This is a genomic window from Croceibacterium segetis (assembly GCF_011320115.1).
GTDB classification, from domain to species: domain Bacteria; phylum Pseudomonadota; class Alphaproteobacteria; order Sphingomonadales; family Sphingomonadaceae; genus Croceibacterium_B; species Croceibacterium_B segetis.
Genome location: NZ_JAANOZ010000001.1, coordinates 41,734 through 54,531, shown reverse-complemented (window position 1 = coordinate 54,531; position 12,798 = coordinate 41,734). Strand labels below are relative to the sequence as shown.

Below are 12,798 nucleotides of genomic sequence, written 5' to 3'. Positions count from 1 at the left end.
GGCATGGACGCTGCCCTCACGCATCGCGCGCTGCTCAAGCATGACGACGTCATGAAGGCCAGCATGGCCTCGCGCAGCCGTCCCATCTCCGCAACCTGGATCGGCGTTGTCCTGGGCGTTGGCCTTATCCTTGCGATAGAATTGGGCCACCTCTTCGCCTTCTGGTTCATCCAGCAGCTCCCGTTCGGCGCGATGTTCGCGATCGGCGTGAGCCTGTCGACCGTGATCCCCGCGCTGTTCGCGCTCATCGTGGTGATCTTGGTCGGCGCGATCCAGAACTGGGCCATTCGCCGCGCCTACCTGCGCAATTTCCCGAAGCTCGGCATTCCGACCGAAATCGACGCGCAGTTCGAAATCCTCCCCGAGGGCCTGCGCCTGAGCACCGACAGGATCACCATTTCCCCTAAGTGGCGGGCGATCGATCGCGTCGAGCGGCTCGATCTCGGTTGGGTGCTTTCGGCCGACCAGCTGACCTTCCTGATCCCCCACGCAAGCTTCGCGGACGAAGCGGCCGAGCGCGCCTTCATCGCGGCCCTCGTCGACAAGCTCTCGCCGGAAGCGCGAGGGCGCAGCCCCGAGGCGGCGGCACTCGCGCAAGGGTCAGGACTGGCGTAGCGAAGCCATCGTGTGGCCGGCGCGGGTCATCGTGGTGTAGCGGGCGAAGCTGCACAGCGCCGCGACGACCGACAAGGCGCAAGCGACCAGCATCGGCGTGGGCCCGAGGCCGAGCCCTGCCGATAGCAGGATGCCGACGATCGCCGCGGCGAGGGTCTGCCCCGAGAGGCGTGACGTGGACAGCAGGCCGCCGGCCGCCGCCGCGCGGGCCTTCGGCGCCTGGCCGATCAGCAGCCGCGAGTTGGGCGCGAAGAACAGCCCGTAGCCGACCGCGCACAGCGACAACCGCCAGGCGATCCCGAAGCCGCCCGGCCGATCCGGCATGAAGGCGAGCAGCAGGAGCGCGACGATGGCGATCGCCATGCCGGTGACGCCGAGCTTGGTCGGCGCGATGCGGTCCGACAGGTAGCCCGCCGCCGGGGCGACGATCAGCATCGTCAGGGGAAAGGGCAGCAGCAGCAGCCCGACCTGGTCGGGCGGGTAGCCCATGCCTTCCTGAAACAGGAACGGCAGCGACACGAGCAGCGAACCGGCGGCGATGAAGGCACAGACCGCAGCCAGTGCCGAGAGACCGATCACCGGCATCGCCATCAGGTCGACCGGGACGACGGGGTTGGTCCGCTTGCGCTCGCGCCGCACGAGCAGCACCGCTGAAACCACGCCCGCCAGAGAGAGGGCGGCGCCGAGGATAATCGTTCCGGCATGCGCGGCGATCTGGATGCCCCCGATCAGCATCAGCACGGTCAGCGCGCTCCACACGCCGCTGAGGTACTCGGGCTTGCGGTCGAACTTGACGGGGTCGGGCAAGGCGCGCCCGAGCAGCAGCGAGATCACCGCCATCGGCACAGCGGCGACGAACACCCATCGCCAGTCGAAGCTCGCGACCAGCCAGCCGCCGAGCGTCGGCGCCAGCGCCGAGGACGAAGCCACCACCACCGAGTTGATCCCCATCCCGCTGCCAAGGCTGCGCGCGGGGTACGTCTCGCGCAGCATCGCCGCGGAGACGCTCAGCGCCATCCCGGCGCCGAGCGCCTGTCCGGCGCGCGCCACCAGCAGCCAGGCGAAGTCGGAAATGAACAGCACGACCGCCGAAGCGATCAGGAACAGCACCTGGCCGACCTGGTAGAGGTTGCGGTGGCCGACTCGGTCGCCGAGGCTCGAGAACGGCAGCAGCACCATCACCAGCACCAGCTGGTAGACAGTGACGACGTTGGTCACCGGCCCGTTGCCGACACCCAGCTCGCGCCCGATCGTCGGCAGGGCGACATTGGCGATAGCCCCGTCGACCACGAACAGCGAGGTCCCGAAGCTGATCGCCGCGATCGCCCAGTAGCGGCGCGGAATCGGCAGCCCGTCCATCTCGCGGTTCGGCCGCACCCGGGGCCCTTCGCGCACCGGGGGTGAACTGTCGCCGAAATCCTGGGATCGAAGCATGCCGGGGGAACGCTCAGTCAATCGAAAGGTCCCATGCAGCCCTCATCCGGCGGAAGGCTGGGTGACGAAATCGACGCTCACGGTGCGCACGTACTGGACCGGCTGACCCTCGCCGTCTTTCAGCGTGCCGAAGGTGATGGCGCCGACCTGCGCGCAAGCGACATCGCCGTAGCCCGCGGGCGCGTCGCCGGCGTTGCATGCTTGCGGCTTGCCTGTGGCGCCGACGAGGACGTTGGCCTGAACGCGGAGACTGGCCTGGCCCGCCGGCAGCACGTTGACCTGGACCTCGATGTCGGACGGTGAGCGCGCCGCGCCCGCTGCGCCGACCAATTGTCGCACGACGCCGTAGGCCGACCTCCCGAGCACCGCGGCCGGCTCGATCCGCAGGCTTTCGGCACGGCTGCAGAGGCTCGCGCCTTGCTGCGCGTCGCCCGAAGTCGCGATCGCCTTGCAGTGGCTGATCCGTCCCTTTGGATCGACTTGCGCATCAAGGATTACGGATGCTGTTGCGGTCTCCCGTTCAAGCTGGCGGAGCTGATCCGGCGCAAAGCTCGGCGGCGCGAAGCCGGCGGCGGCGGCGGCTAGCAACAGTGCGGACATGGGCGACCTCCCCTCAGCTCGTACCGACCCGTGGCCGGCGGCAAGGGCACATTATCAACGCTTCTTGGCGATGGCGATACCGTCGACCTTGGCTCGGTCGCGGGTCGATTCCTCGGTCCGGCTGAGCGCCTTGGCGATTTCCTTGAGGCCCTTGCCCTTGCTCGCCAGCGTCCTGAGCTTGGCGACCTCGTCGGAGCGCCATGGCTGGCGGTGCTTTTCGAAACGCTCGCTCATGCCTTGGCCTTCCTCTTCGCCGGAGCCTTCTTCTTCGCCCCGCCGCGACCCTTCTTCTTGGCAGGGCCCTTGGCGGCGCGGGCGTCGATCAGCTCGATTGCTTGAGCTTCGGTCACATCCTCGGGCTTGACGTCTTTGGGCAGCGTGGCGTTGGTCGTGCCGTCGGTGACGTATGGGCCATAGCGGCCGGGCATGACCCTGATCTCACCGCCGCTGGTGGGATGAGCGCCGAGCGCCTTGATCGGTTCCGCCTTGGCGCGGTCGCCGCCGGCCTTGCGGTTGGCCGCTTCGGCGAGCAGCGTCACCGCGGCATTCATGCCGGTCTCGAACACGTCGCGCGTGCTCGACAGCTTGGCGTACTTGCCATCGTGCGCGAGGTACGGGCCGTAGCGGCCGATGCTCGCGGTGATCGGCTTGCCGCTCTCCGGATGCAGGCCGATCTCGCGCGGCAGGGCGAGCAGCTTCAAGGCCCATTCGAGATCGAAGTCGGGCAAGTCCTTGGGAATCGACGCGCGCCGCGCGTCCTTCCCGTCGCCGAGCTGGACGTAGGGACCGAAGCGCCCGGTCTTGCGATTGACCTCAAGCCCGGTCGCGGGATCCTGCCCCATCGACTCGTCCTCCCCGGCCCCGCCCTCGCCCGGCTGGCCGAATTTCCGGCGGAAGGAGCACTCGGGGTAGTTCGAACAGGCGACGAAAGCGCCGAACCGACCGCCGCGCAGCCCCAAACGGCCGCCCTCGCGGCCCTCGGCGACGCACTTGGGGCACTGCCGCGGATCCCCGCCGTCGGCCTGCTTGGGGAACAAGTAGTCCGACAGGAATTCGTCGAGGACTTCGGTGACTTCGGACGGCTTGCGCTCCATCACCTCGTCGCTCTTCGGCTTGAAGTCGCGCCAGAAGGCTTCGAGCACGTGCTTCCACTCGGCGCGGCCGCCCGAAACGTCGTCGAGCTCTTCCTCCATTCCGGCGGTGAAGTCGTAGGCGACGTAGCGCGGGAAGAAGCGCTCGAGAAACGCTGTCAGCAGGCGGCCGGATTCCTCGGCGAAGAAGCGGTTCTTCTCCATCCGCACGTATTCGCGGTCGCGCAGGGTCTGGATCGTCGAGGCATAGGTCGAGGGGCGGCCGATGCCGAGCTCCTCGAGCCGCTTGACCAGGCTCGCTTCGGAAAAGCGCGGCGGCGGCTGGGTGAAGTGCTGGTCGGCGACGACCGCCTTCTTGGCCGGGGAATCGCCCTGGCGCATCAGCGGCAGCAAGCCCTCGTCCTCCTCGTCCTCGTTCTTCTGGTCGCGGCCCTCTTCGTAGATCGCCAGGAAGCCAGGGAACTTCACCACCTGCCCGGTCGCTCGCAGCTCGTGCCGGCCGGTCGGATCGCGCAGCGTGACAGTCGTGCGCTCGAGGCTGGCCCCGGCCATCTGGCTCGCCATCGCGCGCTTGTAGATCAGCTCGTAGAGCCTCGCCTCGTCGCCCGAGCCGGCATGGCTGCGGTTGAAATCGGTAGGACGGATCGCCTCGTGGGCTTCCTGCGCGTTCTTGGCCTTGGTCTGATAGATCCGCGGCTTCTCGGGCAGGTAATGGCCGTCGAAGCGCTCGGTGATCGCCCGGCGCGCCGCACTGATCGCGCTGTGGTCCATCTGCACGCCGTCGGTGCGCATGTAGGTGATCGCGCCGGCCTCATAGAGGTTTTGCGCCAGGCGCATCGTGTGGCTGGCCGAATAGCCGAGCTTGCGCGCGGCTTCCTGCTGCAGCGTCGAGGTGGTGAACGGCGGCGCCGGATTGCGCTTGAGTGGCTTGGTCTCGACTTGCTCGACCGTAAAACGCCCGGCCTCGACCGCAGCCTTGGCGGACTGGGCCATGCCCTTGTCGCCGATGGTCAGGCGGTCGAGCTTCAGTCCGTCGAAGGTGACCAGCCGCGCCTCGAACTCGGTCCCGTCGTGCTCCATGGTCGCGACGACCGACCAGTATTCCTGCGGCACGAAGGCCTCGATCTCGAATTCGCGGTCGACGATCAGCCTGAGCGCCACCGACTGCACGCGGCCCGCGCTCTTCGCGCCGGGCAGCTTGCGCCACAGCACCGGGCTGAGGGTGAAGCCGAAGAGGTAATCGAGCGCGCGGCGGGCGAGGTAGGCGTCGATCAGGTCGGTATCGAGCTGGCGCGGGTGCGCCATCGCGTCGGTGACGGCCTGCTTGGTGATCGCGTTGAAGGTGACCCGCTCGACTTCGGCGGGCAGCGCCTTGCGGTTCCTGAGCAGCTCCTGCACGTGCCAGCTGATCGCCTCGCCTTCGCGGTCGGGGTCGGTGGCGAGGATCAGCCGGTCGGCCTTCTTGGCCAGGTCGGCGATTTCCTTCACCCGCTTGAGCTTGTCGCCATAGACCTCCCAGTCCATCGCGAAGTCCTCGTCCGGCCGCACGCTGCCGTCCTTGGCCGGCAGGTCGCGCACATGGCCGTACGAGGCGAGGACCTTGTAGTCCCCGCCGAGGTATTTCTCGATGGTCTTCGCCTTGGCCGGCGATTCGACGATGACAAGCTGCATGGATTTAAAACGAGCCCCTACACGTATGTGTACGCGCGAGGGTGGTTGGCCTCAGCCCGGTTCGTCAAGCGTCGATGCGCGCAATCTTCATTCGAACGTCGCGGCAACGTCCTTCTCGGCGCCGACGATCAGGCCGTAAAGCGCAACGCCCATGGCCAGCGATGCCGCGCTTATCGCGCTCGAGCCGACTTGCCCGATGACGATCCCGATGATGTCGGTCTTCTCGAACAGCGCAGCGCCGGCGATCGCGATGGCGATGAAGAGGGCAAGCAAGGCGAGCATCGCCATGAGGATCTGGAACTCGTTGCCGCGGGTGCGCTCCCAGCTTTCCCCGAAAGCCTGCATCACGCCGTCGCCGCGGGCAACCACCAGCGGCTGGGCAATGCTCCAGCGAGCAATCAGGAACAGTCCCGGGATGATCAGCAGGATCAATCCGACAAGTACGGCAAACCCGGAGAGCAGGGACAGGCCGAAAAAGGTCAGGAAGGTGTCTTCACCCTTGCCCGAGCGAAGCCCGGTCTTGCGGACCATCGCATCGAGCAGGAGGTAGCCGGCAACGATGCCGACGACCATCTTGAGCAGGCCGATGGCCAGCGCCTGCAGCGGGGCTATCATCGACAGCGTGAAATAGGTGATCGCGCAGTCGATCGCCGTGAGGGCCGCGAAATAGGCCAGAGCCGGCCCGGCGGTGCGTTCGAGCACACCGAGCGTCTTGTCGATGATCGCCCCGATCTTGAGCTCACGCGGTGCCACAGCGGCCATGCCCACTCTCCCTCGATAAATCCCGTCGCCATCGTCGGACAATCGCCACGCCAGTCAAGCGCAAAGCGAGACGCGGCCGGCGGCATGGCGCTCGAGACGTCCCGATATTTCCAGCTCGAGCAGAGCCATTTGCACCTCGGCGGCGCTGGCACCGGACTGGCGGATCAACTCGTCGACGGCGACCGGGGCGGTGGTGAGCAGACCGGCGATGTCTGCCGGCTCGGCGTCGGCCAGCTCATCGGGCGCGGCATCCCAGCCGGCGGGAAGCGGCTCGCGAAAGGTCGAGCGCGGCGTGCCGTCGAAACCGCTCATCAGCTCGGCGACGTCCTCCGGGGTCTGCACCAGCACCGCGCCTTCGCGGATCAGCTGATTGCAGCCCTGCGCGCGTGGTTCGAGCGGGCTGCCCGGGATCGCCATGACCTCCCTGCCCGCCTCCGCGGCGAGCCGAGCAGTGATCAGCGAGCCCGACTTCGGCGCCGCCTCGACCACCAGCGTGCCGACGGCAAGCCCGGCAATGATCCGGTTGCGGCTGGGAAAGTGACTCCCGCGCGGCTCGGTGCCGGGGGGCTGCTCGGCGACCAGCAAGCCCTCTCGCGCGATCTGCTCCTGCAGCTCGACGTGCTGCGGCGGGTAGGCAACATCGATGCCGCTGGCGATCACCCCGATCGTCGCCGGAAGAGCCCCGTGATGCGCAGCTCCGTCAATCCCGCGGGCGAGGCCCGAGACGATCACGAAGCCCCCATCGGCCAGCGCCGCGGCAAAGTCGCGCGCCAGCTTGACCGCCGCCGCCGAGGCGTTGCGCGCGCCGACGACGGCGACGCATGGCCGGTTCGCCAGCGACGCGTCACCGCGCACGATCAGGATCGGCGGGGCGCCTTCGATCTCGCCGAGCAGTGCCGGATATTCCGGCGAATCCTGGAACAGGTAACGCGCGCCGGCGCGGCGCGTGGCCGCCACCTCGTCCTCGATCCGCTCGCGCTTTGCCGGGCGGTACTCGCGTCCGCCGCGCGAGGCGAGGTCGGGCAGCGCCTCGATCGCCGCCTCGGCGTTGCCGAAGCGGCGCAGCAACTGGGTATAGCTGACCGGCCCCACGTTGGGCGAGCGCAGCAGGCGTATACGGGCGAACGCTTCGTCTTGCGAGAGAGTCACGGCTTCGAACCGACCCTGGGCTCCTCGCCCTTGAGCAAGCGCGCGATGTTGGCCCGGTGAAGCCAGATGACCAGCAAGGCGATGACCGCCAGCACCGGCACGAACCGCTCGTATCCCAGCGCGGCAGCGGCGATGACGGCGGCGACCACTGCGCTCATCCCGGCCAGCGAGCTGATCCGGGCGATCGCCAGCACAGCCAGCCAGACCAGCGCATAAGCCGCGCCGATCGGCCAGCCGAGCCCGAAGCTGACCCCGGCGTTGGTCGCCACCCCCTTGCCTCCCTTGAAGCCGAGCCAGACCGGAAAACAGTGTCCGATGACCACCGCAAGCGCGGCGATCGAAACGGCCTCCGGAAACCAGCGCGACGCCAGAAGCACCGCCAGGAAGCCCTTGCCGGCGTCGAGCAGGAGCACCGCCGCGGCAAGCCCCTTGCTTCCGGTGCGCAGCACATTGGTCGCGCCGATGTTGCCCGAGCCGATCTGCCGGATGTCCCCTTTGCCGGCGGCATTCGCGAGCAGCAGCCCGAATGGAATCGAGCCGGCGAGGTATCCAAGCAGCGCGGCGTAAAACCAGTCCATGCCCCAACCCTATCCGTTCGCCCCGAGCTTGTCGAAGGAGCGTCCTTCGCTTACGCGCCGCATGATAGAAAAGCAGGCCTTCGACAAGCTCAGGCCGAACGGCTTCGGAGGGAAACCATGGACGAAAGTGCTCCGATCCTGCTGTTCGATTCCGGCGTCGGGGGGCTGACCGTGCTGGCCGAGCTGCGCAAGCTCTTGCCGCAGGCGCCGGTGATCTACGCCGCCGACCTCGCCGGGCTGCCATACGGCGAGAAGACCGAGGCCGAGATCGCCGCCCGCGTTGCCGGGTTGCTGGGGCGGATGAGCGAGCGCTTCAGGCCGCGGCTCATCACCATCGCCTGCAACACCGCGAGCACGATCGCGCTTGGCATGGTGCGCGAGGTGCTGCACGTGCCGATCGTCGGCACCGTCCCGGCGATCAAGCCGGCGGCGGCGCTGAGCCGGACCGGCGCGATCGGCCTGCTCGGCACCGCGGCGACCGTGCGCCAGAAGTACGTCGACGACCTCGAGCGCGAGTTCGCCCACGGCAAGCGCCTCATCCGCCACGCGAGCCCCGAGCTGGTCGCGACCGCCGAGGCCAAGCTCCGCGGCGAGACTCCCGATCCTGCCGTGTTCGCGGCGGCGGCAGCCGGGCTGCGCGAACAGCCCGGCGGCGAGGCCATCGACACCGTCGTGCTCGCCTGCACTCATTTTCCGCTCGTCCAGGACGAGCTGCGCGCCGCGCTTGGGGATAACGTGACCTTCGTTGACGGTGCGCAAGGAATCGCCCGTCGCGTCGCTTATCTGACGCAAGGGCAAGGCTTCCTCCGGTCATCTCCGGATGTTGCCGTGGTCACCGGTGACCTAGCGCGTGCCCAACCTCTTGCTGCGGCGTTGAAGACATATGGCCTCGAAAGACTCGAACCGCTCTAATGCGAATAGCTCGCAAACTCCGCGCTTTAAACTGCGGCTGGCATCCACTAAGTCGCCCGGAACACAACGTCCGCGGCCAGCTCGCGGCGCAGAACGGACCGACCCGTTGAACTACGATCAGATTTTCGACCAGGCGATCGACCGGCTCCATTCAGAGGGCCGTTACCGCGTATTCATCGATATCCTGCGCAACAAGGGCGCCTACCCCAACGCGCGCTGCTTCGCCCATCATAACGGACCGCAGCCGATCACCGTGTGGTGCTCGAACGATTACCTCTCGATGGGCCAGCACCCCAAGGTCATCGCCGCGATGGAAGAGGCCCTGCACGACGTCGGCGCCGGAGCCGGCGGCACGCGCAACATCGCCGGCAACACGCACTACCACATCCAGCTGGAGCGCGAGCTGGCCGACTTGCATGGCAAGGAAGGTGCGCTGCTGTTCACCAGCGGCTACGTCTCCAACGACGCAACGCTGTCGACGCTCGGCAAGCTCCTCCCCGGCTGCGTGATCTTCTCCGACGAGCTCAACCACGCGAGCATGATCGCCGGCATCCGCAACTCGGGGTGCGAGAAGCGGGTGTTCCGCCACAACGACGTCGCCCACCTCGAAGAGCTGCTCGCCGCCGAGAGTCCGGAGGTTCCCAAGCTGATCGCCTTCGAGAGCGTCTATTCGATGGACGGCGACGTGGCCCCGATCCACGCGATTTGCGATCTTGCCGAGAAGTATAATGCGCTGACCTACATCGACGAGGTTCACGCCGTCGGCATGTACGGACCGCGCGGCGGGGGCATCTCCGAACGCGACGAGGCGGCGCACCGGATCGACATCATCGAAGGCACGCTGGGCAAGGCGTTCGGGGTGATGGGCGGCTATATCGCCGCCGACACCAAGATCATCGACTGCATCCGCAGCTATGCGCCCGGGTTCATCTTCACCACCTCGCTGAGCCCGGTGCTTGCCGCCGGCGTGCTGGCGGCGGTGCGCCACCTCAAGCAGAGCTCGGAAGAGCGTGAGGGGCAGCAAGCGGCCGCGACGACGCTCAAGGCGCTGTTCCGCGAAGCCGGCCTGCCGGTGATGAATTCGACAACGCACATCGTCCCGCTGATGGTCGGCGACCCGGTGCGGGCGAAGAAGATCAGCGACATCCTGCTGGCCGAGTACGGCGTCTACGTCCAGCCGATCAACTACCCGACGGTGCCGCGCGGCACCGAGCGGCTGCGCTTCACCCCCGGCCCGACGCACACCGAGGCGATGATGCGCGCGCTCACAGGGGCATTGCTCGAAATCTGGGACCGGCTCGACCTCGAGCTGGCCAGGGCCGCCTGAGCCAATTCCCCCAACGCGGTCGAGGCCCCGTGTCCTCGCAAGCTTCACCGACAGCTTCGCTTCGAACGCGCCAGCACAGCTTGCTCGCGCGCGAGTTCGAGCACCGTTCGGGCCGCATAATCGCACTCTGCCGCTTCGTGCTGGCGACGGTGTTTTTCATCGCTTTGTGGGTCGACCCGCAGCAGCCGGTGCGCACGGGCGTGACCGGTTACGCTATCCTATTCAGCTATATGTTGATCGCTTCCGCCCTGCTGGTCATCGCCTGGCGCAACTGGTGGTGGGATCACAGGTTGGCGTGGCCGATGCACGTGGCCGACGTGATCATGTTCCTCGCGGCGGTCTATTTCACCGAGACGCTCAACGACGACTTCACCAGCCCATTCCTGGCGTTCTTTTCCTATCTCATGCTATCGGCGACGATACGCTGGGATTGGCGAGTTACGGCGCTGACAGGGGCGATCGTCACCCTGCTGTACCTGCTTGTCGGGCTGGGCATGAGCTGGGCGGCCATCGACCTTGACATGTTCCGCTTCGGCCGCCGGGTGGCCTACATGCTGGTGCTGGCGCTGGTGCTGATCTGGTTCGGATTGCAGCGCCGCGAGCAAACAGTCGAGCGTTTCGTCGAGGCCCCCGGCAGCGCCGAGGACCGGCTTCCGCCGCTGTTCGATGCGCTGCGCTACGCGATGGTCCAGACCGATGCCCAGGTCGGAGCGATCGCCTGGGCCGACGACGAGGAACCGCACGTGGAAGTTCGCCAGATCGGCCTCGATTGCGGGAGCGGCCGGCTGGCGCCAGACGACCTTTCGCCCGATGCCCCGTTCGCGAAAAGAACTCAGCTGTTCAACATCGCGAAGGACCGGGCGCTGCGGATCGGCGGCTGGCGTAGCGTGGCATCGAAGGAACGGATCGAGGATCCGTTCGCCGGTCATTGCGGCCTCGCCGAGGGCCTGGCTCTACCGTTCGCGGCAGTGACCGGTCGCGGTGAGATACTCCTCGCGGGAATTTCCGGTGTCGGCGCCGACCACGTCGAGATGGGCGCGCTGATCGCGCGCGAGGTCGGCGCCGGGTTCGACCGGCAGGCCACGCTGGCGCTCGTTCGCGAGAGCGCGGTCACGCGCATGCGCGATGCCGTCGCCCGCGACCTCCACGACACCATCGCCCAATCGCTCGCCGGCGTCTCGTTGCGGCTCGAGGGCCTGCGCCACTGGATCAAGGACGGCGGCGATCCCGACAAGGAGATCCAGTCCATCAAGACCTCCTTGCGCGCCGAGCAAAGCCATGTCCGCGTGATGATCGACCGCCTGCGCCACGGCGAAAGCCTGTTGCCCGACGGCACCGCGTCGCGGACGCTCGGCCCCCTGCTTGAGGATCTCTCCAAGTACTGGGGAATGTCCATCGAGATCGACGATAGCGGAAAAAGGATTGTCATTCCCGGCTGGCTGGCGCACGAATTGCGCCAGGTGTTGCGCGAGGCGGTCGCCAACGCGGTACGTCACGGCGCAGCGAGCAGGGTCGCGGTCGCGCTGGCCGAGGAGAATGGAATGCTGCGCCTGACGGTGGCCGACAACGGCACCGGCTTCCCTGCCGACAACAACGCTCAACCGCGCTCGATCAGCGAACGGATCGCCGCGCTCGGCGGCTCACTCCAGATCGAATCGGGCGCGGCGGGTACCGCGCTTCGGTTCGCGCTTCCGCTGGACGAGCGCTGATGATCCCGGTGCTACTGGCCGACGATCACCCGTTCATGCGGGCGGGCGTCGAGGCGGTCCTGCGCGGGACGCGGTTCAATATCGTGGGGATGGCCAACGACGGCGACGAGGCGCTCGAGCTGGTGGCGCGGCGCGATCCGACGATCTGCATCTTCGACATTCGCATGCCCAAGAAAACCGGCGTCGAGGCCCTCCAGGCGCTACGCGCTTCCGGCGATATGCGGCCGGTCGTGCTGCTCACCGCCGCGCTCGAGGATCGTTCGCTGCTCGCGGCGGTCCGTGCCGGGGTCAACGGCATCGTGCTCAAGGACGGGGCCGAAGACGCGCTGCTCGACGCGCTCGAGAAAGTCGCGGCCGGGGAAAAGGCCATTCCGCAAGTGCTGCTGCAGCGGGCGCTCGATCTGTCGCTGGCGGGCGGTGACATCGACCCGCTGGCCTCGCTGGCCCCGCGCGAGAAACAGATCGCGGCGAAAGTCGGCCGCGGCCTGCGCAACCGCGAGATCGCCGACGCGCTCGCCATGTCCGAAGGCACGGTCAAGGTTTACCTGCACACGATCTATCAAAAGCTCGGCATCAAGAACCGCACCGAGTTGGCGCTGATCGCCCATGCGACCGAAAGTGGTACAGCTACCGATAGTTAGGTTTAGTTTAGGTCGCTCGGTAGATTTAAGCGATACATTCCAAGCGTATTTCCCCATCTATCCCGCGGCGGACGATTCGCGGAGCGGCGCAGAGAACTGCGTTACGGCGCGTGCTTCATGGTTTAGCGCAGGCGTCGCAGCCGCGCCTGCAAGTCCCCGCCTCGCATTCGATCGTTCGTCGTTTCGATCCGCGCGGGACTGCCGCGGATCGACCTGCTCGAAGGCGGCGCGTGGGTGTTGGCGGCGGCCGCGCGCGCAATCTGGTGACCGGCAGCGTGGCGGTGACGATCGGTTACGGCTGCGTCTGGC

General features: G+C 67.4%; 12 protein-coding genes. 5 read left to right on the top strand and 7 right to left on the bottom strand.

The annotated features are described in order from the left end of the window. Positions 1 to 3 precede the first annotated feature (3 nt). Positions 4 to 615, top strand: coding sequence for a YcxB family protein (locus G7B69_RS00250; protein WP_166174865.1), 612 nt, complete (start codon positions 4 to 6; stop codon positions 613 to 615). On the opposite strand, the gene G7B69_RS00245 is transcribed toward G7B69_RS00250, so the two are convergent. From G7B69_RS00245 to plsY, 7 genes are all read right to left on the bottom strand, one after another. After that, a complete protein-coding gene (locus G7B69_RS00245) occupies positions 601 to 2,049 on the bottom strand; it encodes an MFS transporter (protein ID WP_166174863.1) in 1,449 nt (482 codons plus the stop codon). The genes G7B69_RS00250 and G7B69_RS00245 overlap by 15 nt on opposite strands. Positions 2,050 to 2,091: 42 nt before the next feature. Further along, positions 2,092 to 2,649, bottom strand: coding sequence for a hypothetical protein (locus tag G7B69_RS00240; protein WP_166174861.1), 558 nt, complete (start codon positions 2,647 to 2,649; stop codon positions 2,092 to 2,094). 54 nt (positions 2,650 to 2,703) lie between these two features. Continuing rightward, positions 2,704 to 2,883 (bottom strand): hypothetical protein, encoded by a 180-nt coding sequence (locus tag G7B69_RS00235; RefSeq protein ID WP_166174859.1) that lies wholly within the window; start codon positions 2,881 to 2,883, stop codon positions 2,704 to 2,706. Continuing rightward, positions 2,880 to 5,411 (bottom strand): type I DNA topoisomerase, encoded by a 2,532-nt coding sequence (topA, locus tag G7B69_RS00230; RefSeq protein ID WP_166174857.1) that lies wholly within the window; start codon positions 5,409 to 5,411, stop codon positions 2,880 to 2,882. The genes G7B69_RS00235 and topA overlap by 4 nt, the downstream gene beginning before the upstream one ends. Before the next feature lie 87 nt (positions 5,412 to 5,498). Beyond that, complete coding sequence (locus G7B69_RS00225) at positions 5,499 to 6,173, bottom strand: glycerophosphoryl diester phosphodiesterase membrane domain-containing protein (RefSeq protein WP_166174855.1); 675 nt, start codon at positions 6,171 to 6,173, stop codon at positions 5,499 to 5,501. A 54-nt stretch (positions 6,174 to 6,227) separates the two neighbouring features. Then, a complete protein-coding gene (gene dprA, locus G7B69_RS00220; protein WP_166174853.1) occupies positions 6,228 to 7,322 on the bottom strand; it encodes a DNA-processing protein DprA in 1,095 nt (364 codons plus the stop codon). After that, positions 7,319 to 7,900 (bottom strand): glycerol-3-phosphate 1-O-acyltransferase PlsY, encoded by a 582-nt coding sequence (gene plsY / locus G7B69_RS00215; RefSeq protein ID WP_166174851.1) that lies wholly within the window; start codon positions 7,898 to 7,900, stop codon positions 7,319 to 7,321. Before plsY ends, dprA begins: the two co-directional genes overlap by 4 nt. A 117-nt stretch (positions 7,901 to 8,017) precedes the next feature. Here plsY and murI point away from each other — a divergent pair, with 117 nt between their 5' ends. The 4 genes from murI (at position 8,018) to G7B69_RS00195 (ending at position 12,489) form a co-directional block, all read left to right on the top strand. Next, a complete protein-coding gene (murI, locus tag G7B69_RS00210) occupies positions 8,018 to 8,812 on the top strand; it encodes a glutamate racemase (protein WP_166174849.1) in 795 nt (264 codons plus the stop codon). Between the two features lie 106 nt (positions 8,813 to 8,918). Next, positions 8,919 to 10,139: a 5-aminolevulinate synthase gene (gene hemA, locus G7B69_RS00205; RefSeq protein WP_166174847.1), complete on the top strand. Its 1,221-nt coding sequence runs from the start codon at positions 8,919 to 8,921 to the stop codon at positions 10,137 to 10,139. Positions 10,140 to 10,219: 80 nt separating this feature from the next. Continuing rightward, positions 10,220 to 11,848, top strand: coding sequence for a sensor histidine kinase (locus tag G7B69_RS00200; protein WP_166174845.1), 1,629 nt, complete (start codon positions 10,220 to 10,222; stop codon positions 11,846 to 11,848). Next, positions 11,848 to 12,489, top strand: a complete 642-nt coding sequence (locus tag G7B69_RS00195) for a response regulator (protein WP_166174843.1) — start codon at positions 11,848 to 11,850, stop codon at positions 12,487 to 12,489. Before G7B69_RS00200 ends, G7B69_RS00195 begins: the two co-directional genes overlap by 1 nt. The last annotated feature ends 309 nt before the right edge of the window (positions 12,490 to 12,798 follow it).